Raw genomic sequence first — 14,344 nt, 5'->3', positions numbered from 1 at the left:
AATAATCGTATATTCATATACTCCCCATCAATTTTTTCAAAATCGTGCTATTGACCAATGAAAATATGGACAATAATATATACATATTGGAGTATATAAAATTTATATGGTATTGACGCTATCAAAATCTAACCAAGAAAATAAAAAAGACGCCGTAGCGTCTTTTTTTATTGCAGCTTAAATTGCTTATTGGATCTTCGCTTTTTTCAACAGAGACTGTTGATAAGCTTGTACTTTTTGCTGTTGCAAGCCATTCACGATTTGTGGTTTAACTTCTTCCATCGTTGGGAATTTAGCAGTACGTACATCATCCAATTTGATGATGTGGTAACCAAATTCTGTTTTCACTGGTGTTTCAGTGAACTGACCTTTTTGCAAAGCGACTAACGCTTTTGAGAATGGCTCAACAAACGTTGCTGGTGATGCCCAGTCCAAATCGCCACCTTTGCCTGCAGAACCTGGATCGATTGATTGCTTGGCCAATTCATCAAACTTAGCGCCTGCTTTCAATTTCAAAATAATTGCTTTTGCTTCATCTTCTGTTTTTACCAGGATATGGTAAGTGTGGTATTCCTTGTCACCAGCTTGTGCTTTTGCTTTGTCGTATTCTGCTTTAACTTCAGCATCAGTGACTGGATTTTTCTTAACGAAATCGACCATTAAGGCGCGGATCAAAATGGATTGACGCGCAACTTCCAATTGAGTTTTTACATCTGGATTTGCTGCTACAGCAGCCTTGTCAGCTTCTTGCATCAGCACTTCACGGTTGATCAGTTCTTTCTTGACCATTTCGCGCAGTTCTGGCGAATCTTTCTGACCTTGTTCCGCAAGTTGTTTGACCATTGCGTCAACACGATTAGCAGGAATTGCTTTACCGTTAACAACGGCGAGATTTTGAGCCATGACAGGCAGGGCAGTTGCGAGAAGTACTACCAGCAAATGAGCAGGTTTAAAAGTCATTATCTGTTCCTAAAATAACAAAGTAAGTAAAAACAAAGTGGTTAGGTCGGTATCTCTGACGGAGCCAATGCAGTGATTGCAAGGGCATGAATTTCCGTATGCATCATATCGCCAACGGCATCATACACCAGTCGATGTCGGGAAACACGATTTAAGCCCTCAAATTGGTAACAAACTATTTTTACGCTGTAATGACTGCCACCAGATGCTGCGCCAGCATGTCCTGCATGGGCAGCTGAGTCGTCTTGCAGATGGCAAGAAACGGGCTGTAATTTTTCTTGTAAATAGCTTTCTATGCGTTGAAAACGATCGTTCATGTCGGCTCTTCCATATATTTTGACAGGTAAAAGCCTTGCAAAATAACAAAGACAGGCAAAGCAGCAATGGAATAAAGCTTAAAGTTAACCCAAGTCGTTGTGGGAAAAGAGAAAGCCACATAAATATTGGCTAAGCCCATCACGATAAAGTAGCTTATCCAAGCCAGACTAAGCTTCCCCCAGACCGGTTCTGGTAAGTTTATTTGGGCTCCCATGGCTGTGCGCAATAGATTTTTTTTAAATATAAATTGACCCATCAAAAAAGCGCCTGCATAGCACCAATAAATGACGGTTGGTTTCCATTTAATGAAGGTTTCACTATGAAAATAAATCGTCGCGCTACCAAATACGGCAATGACGATGAATGAAATCCACAACATCGCATCGACTTTTTTACGCCGTATTAGTAGGAAGCCAATTTGTACGATCGCAGCAAGAATCGTGATGGCGGTAGCTAATAATATTGGTGCCAGATCGGGTGCAATTACCCCGCCAGAGATGAATTCTGACAGGTAGCGGTTGACCAATTCTTGTGCGTTAGCAGGGTATTTTTCACCTAATTTAAAGGTGGCGAAAAACAGAAGGACAGGAAAAATGTCGTACAAAAATTTCATAGGTACTTTACTAAAAGATTTTATTTAAAAATCTAGGCTTTTGGCTCGAATTTTAATGAAGCGGAATTAATGCAATAGCGTAAGCCAGTGGGCGGCGGGCCATCTGGAAATACGTGCCCTAAGTGGGCGTCGCAGATATTACACAATATCTCGGTGCGCGTCATGCCATGTGTGCGGTCGACTTTTTCTAACACATTGGCGGGATTGAGTGCTTTAAAGTAGCTTGGCCAGCCGCAACCAGAATCAAATTTAGTGTCTGACTCAAATAAAGGCGTACCGCAGCAAACGCAGATATAGGTACCAACTTCATGGTGATCCCAAAATTTGCCGGTAAACGCGCGCTCAGTGTCGGCATGTCTTGTGACTTGATATTCAATCGGGGTTAAAGCAGCGCGCCATTGCGCATCGGTTTTGGTGATTTTTGACATTTTTGTGCCTTTCGCTATGTTTTTGCAAATCAGGAAGAGCAGCTCACTTCTAGTTCGCGTGCCCAGTCTGGCGGCAAATCGGCGTAGTGATCATGCTCTGGTTGTTCATCAAACGGATTTTCTAATATTTCTAACAGCTTGGCGACCTCTGAAAAATCCTTCTTTTGGGCTTTTTCGATAGCAATTTGCGCCAGATAGTTCCTCAGTATATATTTGGGATTAACGCTACGCATGGCTTGCTGGCGTTCTGTATCATCGCTTTTCTCCGCATGCAACCGGGTTCTATATTGCACTAACCATTGATCCAGCGCTTGACGATCTATAAAACCATCACGCAGCGCCTCGTCGGCGTCGGATTTTTCTAATGTCAGATTACTTAAATGACGGAAGCTTTGCGTAAAGTCGGCATGATTCTCCTGCATCAAAGCAAAAAATTGGTCAAATAAAATACCATTTTCTGCTCCCTGTTGTTCAACGAACGGCAAGCCAAATTTTTTATGCAGCAAGCGATCCATGGCTTCTTTGTACGTAGGCTGATATACCGCCAATCCGGCTTGTGCATCCTCTACGGTACCGATCAATGGCAATAATGCCTGAGCAAGTGCATGACAATTCCAATGTCCGATTTGTGGCTGGTTACGGTAAGAATAGCGTCCCTGGGTGTCGGTGTGGTTACAGATATGGTTGGCATCAAATGCCTCCATAAAACCAAATGGACCGTAATCCATTGTCAGTCCTAAAATCGACATGTTGTCGGTATTCATCACACCATGCATAAAGCCGACGGCTTGCCATTGCGCCATCAAGCGTGCAGTCCGCTGCGTGACTTCTATGAGCAATGCTTGATAAGGATTGGGCCGTTTTAATAAATCAGGATAATAGCTATTCAGTACGAAATCGGCCAGGGTTTGCAATTGCTCTGGCTGATTGTTGTAGTACCAGTGCTCAAACGAGCCAAACCGGATAAAACTTGGGGCGAGCCGGGCAACGACGGCCGCAGTTTCCGGCGTTTCACGCATGACGTATTGATCCGAGCCAGTCACGCAGAGTGCGCGTGAACTTGGAATGCCGAGTCCAGCCATTGCTTCCGAGCATAAAAATTCGCGTATTGATGAGCGAAGCACGGCACGACCATCCCCCATGCGCGAGTAAGGTGTCATGCCAGCGCCTTTGAGCTGGATTTCAATTCGGGCTGACGGATTTGTTTCTTTCTGGTCAGGTGCGATATCTACTACGTCGCCCAGTAAGATAGCGCGTCCATCGCCTAATTGACCTGCCCAAACACCAAATTGATGACCCGAATACACCGCAGACAATGGCTCGCTATCACCGGCTAACTGGTTACCGGTAAAAATGCTGGTAAATATCGGATCGGCAAAGCTATCTTTGCTCAGGCCTATGCTTGCCGCGACTTTAGCGCTAGCGCCAACCAGATACGGTGTAGCTAAGGGAGTAGGGGATAGTTTTGTATAAAACTCGGCAGGCAGTGTTGCAAAATGATTGCTTAAGTTGAGATTACTTAAGCTGAGACTGCTGAAATCGTGCAAGTCAGATGAATTATGTTGCGTGCTGATAACGGTGTTGGTCATTGCGTAATTGTCGCAGCCAGTGCGAAATAGATATTAACGAACTCCATTTTGACAGACTCAAGCAAAGTCGGTTTTTTATCTATCAGAGTTGTTTATGTTGTTGGCTGAAGAGTGGATTGCCGTAGCCACTTTCGCCAATTACTTTGATATTGCTTAGAATATTTTTATGCAAAATAATTGAATTACTCGAGCGATCAACACATTGAGTATTTATATACTGACCCTTAGTATAATTTAATCGTCCTAGTATTAATTGGTTAAGCGCTTAATTTTAGGCAATTAGTAGGGGAGTATATGATTTTCTACCTTTTTTTTTGGTCAATCTCAGTCATATCGCATTGATATCTTACTTAGATTTTGATCGGCGGTATTACGAGGCGGACGTAATATAACTTTGGGATATTTTGTAATAACTCAGTCGTTCGCTGACGTTACTAAAACTGATGAGCTGAAGTTTTAAACTTGGAATGATTTATTTTCTTTTTAAGAAAGTAAAAACTCTTGAAATAGATCGCTATTTCAAGAGCCAATTTGCCAGAACGCAGCATTGCTTAGTTATTAAGCTTAATTAAAACTGAGTTGTAAAACTTAAGCGGTGAGTCTCTCCGTAATTTTGCAGCCATCAAGCAAGAACGAGAGGCTAGTGACTAACACTAATTCTCCCTCGGCAGATCGTGCCGTTCCAGTAATACCCGGAGTAGAAATGCATGTGAGTGGTTTGATGACCAAATCTGCCGTTCCATCGACCGAATCCACCGATAAGATATAAGGATTTGGCGCTGCAATCACGATACCGACGCGTTCTGAACTTTTTTCATAGCCCAAAATTTGTCCGAGGGAGCGTACCGGCAATGGTCTGCCTAAATCACGCAATACAGGATGTCCGCCGACGCTTTCGAAGGTTTCTGGCAATTCCACCACACGCTGAACCGTCGCCATAGGTAAGGCTAAAGATGCGCCGTCAGTACGAACCAGCATCGTCGGTACGATCGATAATTCGATTGGCAAACGGATCAAGAAGGTGGTTCCAGTACCTAACTGCGATGAAATACGAATCGCACCACGATGCCGCTCTACCGCCGTTTTCACCACGTCCATGCCGACACCACGACCAGATACGCTGGAAGCGACTTCTTTAGTGGAAAATCCCGGTAAAAACACTAATTGGAACGCTTCATCATCTGTACGAGCATCATGAGAGTTGATCAGACCTTTAGAAATTGCTTTATCACGCAGGCGCTGAGCATCCATCCCTTTGCCATCATCGGTGACTTCAATCATGACACTGCTAGCTTCTTGCCATGCTTTGAGCGAGATCGTCGCTCTTACCGATTTTTTAGTGGCTGCGCGCTCTTCCGCAGTTTCAATCCCGTGATCCAGCGCATTACGCAACATATGCACAAGCGGATCATACAAACTGTCTACTACGACGCGATCTACTTCTGTTTCTGCACCTGAGATATTCAGATCAACATCTTTACCCAAATCGCGGGCAAGCTCACGAATCAAACGCGGGAACTTCTGAAACAGTCGACCCACCGGCTGCATGCGTGTTGCTAGCGTTGCTCTTTGTAGCTCAGTGGAGTAGCGCGATGCTCTCGTCAAGGTTTCAGTCAATGCTGACATCAGTGGCGCTGCCTGACCATCAAATTTAAATTGAGAGAGTTTTTCCAGCAAGACCGCAGCCTGGTTTGCTGCTTGTACCGATTCACCTGCAACTTCTAGCAGTACATCTAGCTTGACTGCGTCGATACGAATACTTTCTTCTTTAGCTGGCGCGTTTTGTTTTACATCGGTTGTTGGTGAGGCTAAGGAAGTTTTAACTGCCTCGTGCTCTTCAATGACTTGTGTATTTTCATCTTCAACTAGCTCGGGGAGGGTACCTTCAGGCACGACCGCGCGGAAGTAGGCTTCCCAATTAACGCCGTCACTACTGGCTGGCGCTACGCTGGTATCGAGTTTGGCTGGAGCAGGTGCTGGTGCTTCTTTTGCCGGCGTTGTTTTTTTACGCGAGGTAATTTTACCCTCGATCGCATCAGTCAATAGCTGTTCCAGCGATTTGGGCATGGTAGACAGTTGATCCGGACGCGTGCCATTGGATAGCGCCGTTAGTTGGTCAGCAACAAATCCGCTGGCCTCTAATGCCGCTTCAATCGCAATCGGAGTAACTGGTGCTTGGCCTGTTCGGAGTGCATCGAACAGATTCTCGGTCAGATGACATGCAGATACCATTGCCGTCAAATTCATAAAGCCAGCACCACCTTTTATGGTGTGGAAAGAACGGAACACCGCATTAAGCGTATTCATGTCACCCGGGTTGCGTTCCAGGGTAAGCAAGTGTTCTTCTACGTTTGTCGCCAGATCCAAAGCTTCGACGACAAATTCTTTGAGCATATCATCCATCAGAAGCCCAGACTATCAAGTAGGTTATCTACGTCGTCCTGTTCTAGTGCAGCATTTGGAACGGAAGGCCCTTCCATCAATTCGATGGCTTTCTCTTTCAACTCTAGCGGTGCGTTGTCGATCAAAATCTGTGCTAATTCCCGTTCTACTGCTTGGGTAATAATAAGCACTTTTTTAATTAACTGTCCCGTTAAATCCTGGAAGTCCTGCGCCATCATAATATCGAGCAGCCGAGCTTTCTCTGCATCGGTGGAGGCGATTACCGTGTTAGCAAAGGTTTTTGAGTCATTTGCCAGTATTTTAAAATCGTCGATACTTAATTTCCCTGCGAAAACGCTCGCCCAGCGGGTATCGATATCTTTTGCTCCTTTTGCCAAAGCGTCTTGTTCTGGCATGCCTGCATCAGTCGCATTCAGCACTTTATTAGCTGCTTGTTCTGTGAGAGACGCGACATACTCTAGTCGGCCTTGAGCATCAGAGATTTGTGAGGCAACGTCAGAAAGTGAACGATCATAACCAAGTTCTCGCATGGAGTCGTGCATCATGCGCACTAAACCACCCAGACGGTCAAACATCGGTTTGGCGGATTGATCTTCAGTACTTTGGAATTTATTTTTAAGTGCTAGCGATGGATCTTCAACTTCTGCTGTATCAGCAGTTCCTTGTGCACTTGCTGCGGGAGGCGGGGGAACGGCCTCTACGCGTTGATTGGCCATTTCTTCGAATAATGCGTCCAGATCATCTGCTGAATCGGTCATAGTCCTCTATTCTCCATAATCGCTTTGATAGTTTTGTGACGGTATTCACAAATATCATGGTATCTCATACAGATCAAATTTCGCGTGACGAATGAATAATTACAATCACGCCCCTTCATGCCATAGTAACAGGACTTACATGAGCTTAGAATAACTCTAGGAAATAAAACTTGTCATCTTTTATTCACGTTTTTGCCGATTGATTTCACTTGACGGATTAGTTGCAAGCGTTATTACAACACTCTGCAACACACATACGTCCGATAACGATGTTAACAATGCATCGATCATCTTGCTTGTTGCAAATCATCGAGTAAAAACAAGGTAAGGAAATTGTTAATTATCTTTAAAAGTTGTTTGTATGCTGAGTAAAAATTTTTCAGGTGTTTCAATTTGATATAAACCGGCTTGGATCGCTTTTCTAGCTAGTTTTAATAAAGCCTTATCTTTTGTTATAAGCACGTCCACTTTTGCATCCCTCGCAATTTCCAAGAATTTTTGGTCATCCTTATCGCTACAAATTGGTAGTCGTATGTTGACTTGTTCCATCCCGGCTTGTAATTCGATTAGTGCATCAAAGCTCGAAATAATAGAGCTACGCTGATCTTCTTTAATTGGCAGATGAGGGTAGGTCAGTACGACTAGCCACTCTTGCCTGCAATCCTCCCTTGTAACTGCCTTGATGCTGCCATCTTTTAATCCCTCTAATAATGCAGTCCATCTTGGATCATGGAATACGAATAAATCTAGGCACACATTAGTGTCAAGAACCACACGCTTAGGTATCATTGAGGTAATCATCTTTCTTTAAATTATTATGCTCATTATATTATCTCCTGCCAAAAGCCTAGACTACGATACGCCTGTAAAAAGTAAAATTGTGACTCATCCAGAATTAATGGACGAGGCGGCAGAATTAATTAAAGTAGCTAAAAAATACAAAGTAGATCAGTTGGCGCAGTTGATGGATATTTCTCCAGCGTTAGCACAATTAAATGTAGATCGCTTTCAAGATTGGACGCGTCTACCGAAGGCGGACAAAGTTAAGCAGGCTATTTTGGCTTTTAATGGTGATGTTTATGAGGGCTTACAAGCGCAACAATTAAATCATACTCAATCTAATTATCTTCAAAATCACTTACGGATTTTGTCCGGTCTCTATGGCGTGCTAAGGCCATTTGATTTGATGCAAGCGTACCGACTAGAGATGGGTACTCGACTGGAAAATCCAAACGGTAAGAATTTGTATGCTTTCTGGGGCGCTAAAGTGACGGAGACTTTAAATAAAGTTTTATCGGAGCAAAAAAACAAAGTGTTATTGAATTTAGCTTCAGAAGAGTATTTTAAAGTGGTGCAACCTACGATGTTGAATGGCTCTGTCGTTACGCCGATTTTTCAGGATTGGAAAAATGGTAAGTACAAAATCATTTCTTTTTATGCAAAACGAGCAAGAGGGTTAATGGCACGTTACTGCGCATTAAATAAAATACAAAACCCAGAAAAAATAAAGACTTTTGATTTTGAAGGATATTCCTTTAATCAAGAAGAGTCTGATTCGCAACATTGGGTATTCAGACGTAAATTGGAAAGCTGAAGTAGGGGACGTTTAATTATTTTTCTTGTATACATTCTGCTCACTCAAACAAAAAAGCCTCCATGTCGGAGGCTTTTTCACTTAATGAGTTTCCAGTAAGTTTTACCAGAACTTCCACCAGGCAGTTTTTCCGGCTGCTTTGCCAGTTAAAAACGGACTATTAGGAAAGTTCTTTAAAAATACCCGGTTAGCGTCATCACGCAGATCTGTCATGCCCATCGCATCGTAGGATCGAACCAAGATGTACATCGCTTCTTCAATTGCTGGCGCGTCTGGATATTCTGTAATGGCTGATTGGGCGCGGTTTGCAGCAGCCAGATAAGCACCACGACGAAGATAATACTTTCCTACATGAACGTCATATTGCGCTAAGGCGTTTACCAGATATTTCATACGTAAAATCGCATCTGGCGTGTATTTACTGTCTGGGAACTGGATAGCAAGTTGCTTGAAAGCGTCAAATGAATCACGTGATGCTTTAGGATCTCGTTCAGTAATATCTTGGTTGGCAATAAAATTCATAAAGCCAAGTTGATCATTAAAATTAATCAAACCGCGCAAGTAGTACATATAATCAACACTTTCGTGATTTGGATGCAGTTTAATAAAACGTTCTACCGCGGCCAGAGCTTGCGCTTGATCGCCTTGTTTGTAGTAAGCATAAGCAATTTCCATTTGTGCTTGCTGGGCGTAGGTGCCAAACGGGAAGCGCGATTCCAACCTCTCAAAGTACTGAACTGCTCTTTCATACCCACCATTGTTCATTTCGTCTTTTGCTTCAGCGTATAATTTTGCAGCAGACCATGTTTTAGTTTCGTCGGATTTGTCGCCGAATACGCCGCAACCTGTGAGTGCCAAGGCGAGGATGAGACTGAACAATTTTATAGATTTAATTTGCATAAGTTTTTGCGTGTGCATTAGAACAATTTACGGATTATAGCCGATGGCAATTAATGTGATACCAACTGAAGCAGCGATTTTATTAGATCCTCAATTTAAAGAGGGACTTGTCGAGCTTGAAGATGGTGACGAAATCGATGATTTGCCTCCGCAAATCGATGTTATTGAACTCAAATTAAGCCCAGACGTTTGTGGCGAACGCTTGGACAAGACTTTATCAAAACTGGTTCCACAATATTCAAGAAGCCGCATTCAACAATGGATAGAGGCTGGCTTTGTTAGTTTGGATGGCCAGATTGTACGCGGTAAGACCACCGTATTAGGTGACGAACATATTATTATCCAACCACAGGCAGCGCCAGATGAAGGTGCTTACAAGCCTGAAGAAATGCCGTTGGATATTATTTATGAGGATGATGCCATTCTTATTATCAATAAGCCAGCAGGTTTAGTCGTGCATCCTGCTGCAGGTAATTGGTCAGGTACTTTGCTTAATGGCTTATTGCATCGCTTTCCTGCTTTGGCAGGTGTGCCGCGTGCAGGCATTGTGCATAGGCTTGATAAGGATACCTCGGGTTTGATGGTAGTCGCCAAGACTTTGATTGCGCAAACTGAGCTGGTAAGGCAATTGCAAGACCGTACTGTGAGTCGTGAATACTATGCTTTGGTTTGGGGGACACCTAAACCAACTGGGACGATTGATGCCGCAATGGCGAGACATCCGAGAGATCGAATCAAAATGGCGGTATCTGAGAGTATGTTGGCTAAGCCCGCGATTACTCATTTCCAACGGAAAGCTGCAGGTATGCTGGAGCGCTTCCCAGTCAGTCTTGTCGCCTGCCAACTGGAAACCGGACGTACGCATCAAATTCGTGTGCATATGCAATCGTTGGGATTTTCTCTGGTTGGCGACACTCTGTATGGCAAACAGCATCTCGCACGGTTTTCCCCACGCCAGGCATTACAAGCTCGTAAGCTGGGTTTGATTCATCCGATGACACATGACTATGTGGAGTGGGAAGTGAATCTGGCGGATGATTTTTCTGACTTGTTACTGCAAGCAGGCATTACACCTACTATGTTGCTATGAATTTTTCAGGCCAGATAAATGAAAGTTTATTGAGCCTTCCTATTATTCATCCGAATTGGGAGGGCTTGCCTGCTAACGTACAGGCTTTTTCTACCACTCGCGCTGGAGGATTTAGTTTAGCTCCTTACGATAATGGATTGGGAGGTGGCGGCAATAATCTTGGCGATCATGTAGGGGATGATATAAAAGTCGTTGCCCAGAACCGCGAGATACTAAATCGTTTTTTACCTGAAGATGTCAGATTTTTATCGCAAGTGCACGGCACAGTTGTGTTGGATGCGGCAATGTTGATTGATACAAGTGTCGGTGATGCAGTTTTTGCTACAGAACCAAATACTGTTTGCGGAATTTTAACGGCGGATTGTTTGCCGGTTTTGTTTGCAGATATGAAAGGCAAAGTGGTGGCAGCAGCCCATGCTGGATGGCGCGGTTTAGCCGCAGGAGTATTGCAAAATACATTAGCTAAAATGCGTGATTCTGGCGCTGAAGATATTGTCGCATGGATGGGACCCGCCATTGGCTCTGATGAATTCGAGGTGGGGCAAGACGTGCTGGACGCTTTTCGTTTAAGTAGCAGAATATCTGAAAAATTTTTTAAAAGAAGAATAACGCAAGATAAATATTTGGCCGATATTTATGGGCTAGCTCGTTATATTTTGGTAAAGGAAGGCGTGGACAAAGTGTATGGTGGAGATCGCTGTACCGTGACTGAAAAAGCTCAATTTTATTCTTACAGGCGGGATGGCATCACAGGGCGGATGGCAAGCCTCATTTGGATCGCAGAATAAATTAACTTTCTGCTGCATCTTGGCTGGAGGCCTCTGCTTTTGTATTGGCAGCGGTCGTATTATTGGCTAGTGCGGCTTTCATCAGTTCTTTGTCCGTAGCCCTTTGTTTTTTTCTTGCTGGCGTCAGCCACAAGTATAAAAATAAGCCTAAAGGCAACACACAGTACATTAAAAACGTCATAATTCCTGCAACAACTGATGCTTCAGTAATTGACATCATTAAAACAACGTAGATCCAGGCAATCGCGATAATATACATACTGCTAAGCCTTAAAGTTACTCCGAAGAGATTAGAGATTTATAAGTAATTTGTAAGTCGCACTAAAACATCCATTGAAAAATTTTAGTGTGTCACAACGTAACTGCAATAACATAATAACGACAAGTTAAAAACAGGAGACACGCATGACGACTTTTGATCCTCAAGCTATGTACTCCAATTGGATGTCACAGCTAATGAAGCAGGACAAATGGCAGGATTGGATGAAGCCAGCAGAGGCTATCAATCACATGCCAATGATGGAGTCACTAAAAGAAGTTGGTGCAAAAATTGACCCTGCAACCATGTCTAAACTGCAAAGTGATTATATGCAGGAATTTGGCAAGTTGTGGCAAGATTTTGCTGTCTCCAAAGTACCTGATTTTAACGATAAACGTTTCTCATCCCCCGATTGGCATAATCATGCCATGCATGCTTATAGCGCAGCGTCATATTTGCTAAATGCTCGATTTTTGATGGCAATGGCTGAATCAGTTCGGGCTCCCGAGAAGACGAAGCAGAAAATTCGTTTTGCGGTGCAGCAAATGACCGACGCAATGTCGCCTGCAAATTTTCTTGTTACTAATCCTGAAGCTCAAACAAAAATTATAGAAAGTAAAGGCGAAAGTCTGGCTAAGGGCATTACGCATATGCTGGCTGATATGCAAAAAGGACGCATTTCACAGACCGATGAATCTGCATTTGAAGTTGGTAAAAATGTTGCTACATCCGAAGGTACAGTGGTTTTTGAAAATCGCCTATTTCAACTGATCCAGTACAGTCCATTAACCAAAACTGTACATCAACGCCCATTGTTGATGGTTCCCCCTTGCATTAACAAGTTTTATATTCTTGATCTACAACCAGAGAATTCGGTAGTGCGTTATGCGGTAGAGCAGGGTCATACTGTTTTCCTTGTTTCATGGGCTAATCCGCATGAGTCTTTGGCGACCGTTAGTTGGAATGATTACATAGAGGAGGGTGCAATTCAGGCGATCCATACTGTTCAACAAATTAGTAAGCAAGACAAAATTAATGCTTTTGGTTTTTGTGTTGGCGGCACAATTATTTCCACAGCGTTAGCTGCTTTGGCTGATCGTGGAGAGCATCCCGTTAGTAGTCTAACGTTACTTACTACGCTATTGGATTTCTCAGACACAGGTATTTTGGATGTGTTTGTCGATGAAATGCAGGTAAGCATGCGTGAACAAACGATTGGTCAAGGCGGTCTGATGCCCGGGCGTGATCTGGCGAGTACTTTTTCCAGTTTGCGCGCGAATGATTTGGTCTGGAATTATGTTCAGACTAATTATTTGAAGGGGGATAGTCCACCTCCGTTTGATTTGTTGTACTGGAATGCAGATAGCACTAATTTGCCTGGACCAATGTTTTGCTGGTACCTGAGAAATACTTATCTGGAAAATAAATTAAAAAAACCAAATGCACTGACGGTTGCTGGAAACAAGATTGATCTCGGTAAAATTGATGCGCCTGTCTTTATTTATGGTTCGCGCGAGGATCATATTGTTCCTTGGCAGGCTGCATACGCTTCCTGCGTTTTGCTTAACCCCAAGAAGAAATCACGTAATCAATTTATTTTGGGGGCGTCTGGTCACATTGCCGGAGTGGTAAATCCTCCAGCGAAAAAGAAGAGAAGTTACTGGACTAATTCTAACATCGGATCAGATGCACAAACCTGGTTTGATGGTGCAAGAGAACATCCTGGTAGTTGGTGGCCAGAGTGGGCAATTTTTTTGAGTGAGCACGGCGGCAAGATGGTGAAAGCCCCGGTAAAGCCAGGAAATGCCAGTTTTAAACCAATAGAGCCTGCACCTGGGCGATATGTCAAAGTAAGAGCAGATTAAATAAAAAAATTGGAGATTTAGTATGTCAAAACGTATAGCTTATGTAACTGGTGGTATGGGTGGAATTGGAACTCCAATATGCAAGCGCTTATGCCAGGAGGGTTTTATCGTTGTTGCCGGATGTGGTCCAAACTCTCAGCGCAAAGACAAATGGCTAGCTGATATGCTGGCAGAAGGTCATGATATTCATGCCTCTGAGGGCAATGTGTCTGATTGGGAGTCTACTAAAGCAGCTTTTGATAAAGTTAAAGCGGAAATCGGTGAGGTCGATGTTCTGGTCAACAACGCAGGCATTACGCGTGATGGTCAATTCCGTAAGATGAGTAAGGCGGATTGGGATGCTGTAATGGATACCAATCTGAATTCTTTATTCAACGTAACCAAACAAATTATTGATGGTATGGCCGATCGTGGTTGGGGGCGCATCATTAATATTTCTTCTGTTAATGGCCAAAAAGGTCAGTTTGGTCAGACAAATTATTCCACGGCCAAAGCCGGTATTCACGGTTTTACTATGGCATTGGCGCAAGAGGTAGCGACTAAAGGAGTGACGGTTAACACGGTTTCTCCAGGCTACGTAGGTACTGATATGGTACGTGCAATACGTCCCGATGTACTGGAGAAGATCGTTTCTGGCATTCCAGTCAAGCGCTTAGCTGAACCGTCTGAAATTGCTTCTATCGTTGCTTGGATTGCTTCTGACGAAGGTGGCTACGCCACTGGATCAGACTTTTCAATTAACGGTGGTTTGCATATGGGCTAGTTGGTTTTTGTCTTTT

15 protein-coding genes are annotated in these 14,344 nt (G+C 43.5%); 5 read left to right on the top strand and 10 right to left on the bottom strand.

Translation table 11 applies throughout. The annotated features are described in order from the left end of the window. Nucleotides 1-186: 186 nt before the first annotated feature. The 8 genes from AAKU61_RS07390 to AAKU61_RS07355 all read right to left on the bottom strand — a co-directional run bounded on the left by AAKU61_RS07390 (nucleotide 187) and on the right by AAKU61_RS07355 (nucleotide 7,870). Nucleotides 187-960, bottom strand: a complete 774-nt coding sequence (locus tag AAKU61_RS07390; RefSeq protein WP_354330940.1) for a peptidylprolyl isomerase — start codon at nucleotides 958-960, stop codon at nucleotides 187-189. Nucleotides 961-1,001: 41 nt separating this feature from the next. Next, complete coding sequence (locus AAKU61_RS07385) at nucleotides 1,002-1,277, bottom strand: BolA family protein (RefSeq protein ID WP_354330938.1); 276 nt, start codon at nucleotides 1,275-1,277, stop codon at nucleotides 1,002-1,004. Continuing rightward, the gene (locus AAKU61_RS07380) at nucleotides 1,274-1,891 is read right to left on the bottom strand and encodes a septation protein A (protein ID WP_354330936.1); all 618 of its coding nucleotides are present in this window, start codon (nucleotides 1,889-1,891) and stop codon (nucleotides 1,274-1,276) included. The genes AAKU61_RS07385 and AAKU61_RS07380 overlap by 4 nt, the downstream gene beginning before the upstream one ends. Before the next feature lie 32 nt (nucleotides 1,892-1,923). Then, nucleotides 1,924-2,319, bottom strand: a complete 396-nt coding sequence (gene msrB, locus AAKU61_RS07375; protein ID WP_322119022.1) for a peptide-methionine (R)-S-oxide reductase MsrB — start codon at nucleotides 2,317-2,319, stop codon at nucleotides 1,924-1,926. 29 nt (nucleotides 2,320-2,348) lie between these two features. Continuing rightward, a complete protein-coding gene (locus AAKU61_RS07370; protein ID WP_354330934.1) occupies nucleotides 2,349-3,908 on the bottom strand; it encodes a protein adenylyltransferase SelO in 1,560 nt (519 codons plus the stop codon). A gap of 588 nt (nucleotides 3,909-4,496) precedes the next feature. Continuing rightward, nucleotides 4,497-6,311 (bottom strand): chemotaxis protein CheA, encoded by a 1,815-nt coding sequence (locus AAKU61_RS07365; protein ID WP_354330932.1) that lies wholly within the window; start codon nucleotides 6,309-6,311, stop codon nucleotides 4,497-4,499. Beyond that, the gene (locus tag AAKU61_RS07360) at nucleotides 6,311-7,069 is read right to left on the bottom strand and encodes a protein phosphatase CheZ (RefSeq protein WP_354330930.1); all 759 of its coding nucleotides are present in this window, start codon (nucleotides 7,067-7,069) and stop codon (nucleotides 6,311-6,313) included. Before AAKU61_RS07360 ends, AAKU61_RS07365 begins: the two co-directional genes overlap by 1 nt. A 336-nt stretch (nucleotides 7,070-7,405) precedes the next feature. After that, complete coding sequence (locus AAKU61_RS07355; protein ID WP_354330928.1) at nucleotides 7,406-7,870, bottom strand: putative toxin-antitoxin system toxin component, PIN family; 465 nt, start codon at nucleotides 7,868-7,870, stop codon at nucleotides 7,406-7,408. 16 nt (nucleotides 7,871-7,886) lie between these two features. Here AAKU61_RS07355 and yaaA point away from each other — a divergent pair, with 16 nt between their 5' ends. Beyond that, entirely contained in the window at nucleotides 7,887-8,663 is a 777-nt protein-coding gene (gene yaaA / locus AAKU61_RS07350) for a peroxide stress protein YaaA (RefSeq protein WP_354330926.1), read from the top strand. Nucleotides 8,664-8,765: 102 nt separating this feature from the next. Here yaaA and AAKU61_RS07345 read toward each other — a convergent pair whose 3' ends face one another. Then, on the bottom strand, nucleotides 8,766-9,563 hold the full coding sequence (locus tag AAKU61_RS07345) for an outer membrane protein assembly factor BamD (protein ID WP_322119016.1): 798 nt from the start codon (nucleotides 9,561-9,563) through the stop codon (nucleotides 8,766-8,768). Nucleotides 9,564-9,606: 43 nt separating this feature from the next. On the opposite strand from AAKU61_RS07345, the gene AAKU61_RS07340 reads away from it, so the two are divergent. Continuing rightward, nucleotides 9,607-10,653: an RluA family pseudouridine synthase gene (locus AAKU61_RS07340; protein WP_354330924.1), complete on the top strand. Its 1,047-nt coding sequence runs from the start codon at nucleotides 9,607-9,609 to the stop codon at nucleotides 10,651-10,653. Then, entirely contained in the window at nucleotides 10,650-11,441 is a 792-nt protein-coding gene (gene pgeF, locus AAKU61_RS07335) for a peptidoglycan editing factor PgeF (protein ID WP_354330922.1), read from the top strand. The genes AAKU61_RS07340 and pgeF overlap by 4 nt, the downstream gene beginning before the upstream one ends. A gap of 1 nt (nucleotide 11,442) precedes the next feature. Here the strand turns inward: pgeF and AAKU61_RS07330 are convergent, their stop codons facing one another. Then, nucleotides 11,443-11,700, bottom strand: coding sequence for a hypothetical protein (locus tag AAKU61_RS07330; RefSeq protein ID WP_354330920.1), 258 nt, complete (start codon nucleotides 11,698-11,700; stop codon nucleotides 11,443-11,445). 146 nt (nucleotides 11,701-11,846) lie between these two features. Between AAKU61_RS07330 and phaC the strand changes: the two genes are divergently transcribed. Together phaC and AAKU61_RS07320 are read left to right on the top strand one after the other, a co-directional pair. Then, nucleotides 11,847-13,565: a class I poly(R)-hydroxyalkanoic acid synthase gene (gene phaC / locus AAKU61_RS07325; protein WP_354330918.1), complete on the top strand. Its 1,719-nt coding sequence runs from the start codon at nucleotides 11,847-11,849 to the stop codon at nucleotides 13,563-13,565. A 22-nt stretch (nucleotides 13,566-13,587) separates the two neighbouring features. Continuing rightward, the gene (locus tag AAKU61_RS07320) at nucleotides 13,588-14,328 is read left to right on the top strand and encodes a 3-ketoacyl-ACP reductase (RefSeq protein ID WP_354330916.1); all 741 of its coding nucleotides are present in this window, start codon (nucleotides 13,588-13,590) and stop codon (nucleotides 14,326-14,328) included. Nucleotides 14,329-14,344 lie beyond the last annotated feature (16 nt).

The organism is Undibacterium sp. GrIS 1.2, from assembly GCF_040544435.1.
GTDB lineage: Bacteria > Pseudomonadota > Gammaproteobacteria > Burkholderiales > Burkholderiaceae_D > Undibacterium.
Note: the sequence above shows the minus strand (reverse complement) of the source record. Positions and strands in the feature narration are given on the sequence as shown.

Coding starts and splice junctions, on each gene's coding strand:
- AAKU61_RS07390 (WP_354330940.1), bottom strand. CDS start 960: ATGACTTTTAAACCTGCTCATTTGCTGGTAGTACTTCTCGCAACTGCC.
- AAKU61_RS07385 (WP_354330938.1), bottom strand. CDS start 1,277: ATGAACGATCGTTTTCAACGCATAGAAAGCTATTTACAAGAAAAATTA.
- AAKU61_RS07380 (WP_354330936.1), bottom strand. CDS start 1,891: ATGAAATTTTTGTACGACATTTTTCCTGTCCTTCTGTTTTTCGCCACC.
- msrB (WP_322119022.1), bottom strand. CDS start 2,319: ATGTCAAAAATCACCAAAACCGATGCGCAATGGCGCGCTGCTTTAACC.
- AAKU61_RS07370 (WP_354330934.1), bottom strand. CDS start 3,908: ATGACCAACACCGTTATCAGCACGCAACATAATTCATCTGACTTGCAC.
- AAKU61_RS07365 (WP_354330932.1), bottom strand. CDS start 6,311: ATGGATGATATGCTCAAAGAATTTGTCGTCGAAGCTTTGGATCTGGCG.
- AAKU61_RS07360 (WP_354330930.1), bottom strand. CDS start 7,069: ATGACCGATTCAGCAGATGATCTGGACGCATTATTCGAAGAAATGGCC.
- AAKU61_RS07355 (WP_354330928.1), bottom strand. CDS start 7,870: ATGATTACCTCAATGATACCTAAGCGTGTGGTTCTTGACACTAATGTG.
- yaaA (WP_354330926.1), top strand. CDS start 7,887: ATGCTCATTATATTATCTCCTGCCAAAAGCCTAGACTACGATACGCCT.
- AAKU61_RS07345 (WP_322119016.1), bottom strand. CDS start 9,563: ATGCAAATTAAATCTATAAAATTGTTCAGTCTCATCCTCGCCTTGGCA.
- AAKU61_RS07340 (WP_354330924.1), top strand. CDS start 9,607: ATGGCAATTAATGTGATACCAACTGAAGCAGCGATTTTATTAGATCCT.
- pgeF (WP_354330922.1), top strand. CDS start 10,650: ATGAATTTTTCAGGCCAGATAAATGAAAGTTTATTGAGCCTTCCTATT.
- AAKU61_RS07330 (WP_354330920.1), bottom strand. CDS start 11,700: ATGTATATTATCGCGATTGCCTGGATCTACGTTGTTTTAATGATGTCA.
- phaC (WP_354330918.1), top strand. CDS start 11,847: ATGACGACTTTTGATCCTCAAGCTATGTACTCCAATTGGATGTCACAG.
- AAKU61_RS07320 (WP_354330916.1), top strand. CDS start 13,588: ATGTCAAAACGTATAGCTTATGTAACTGGTGGTATGGGTGGAATTGGA.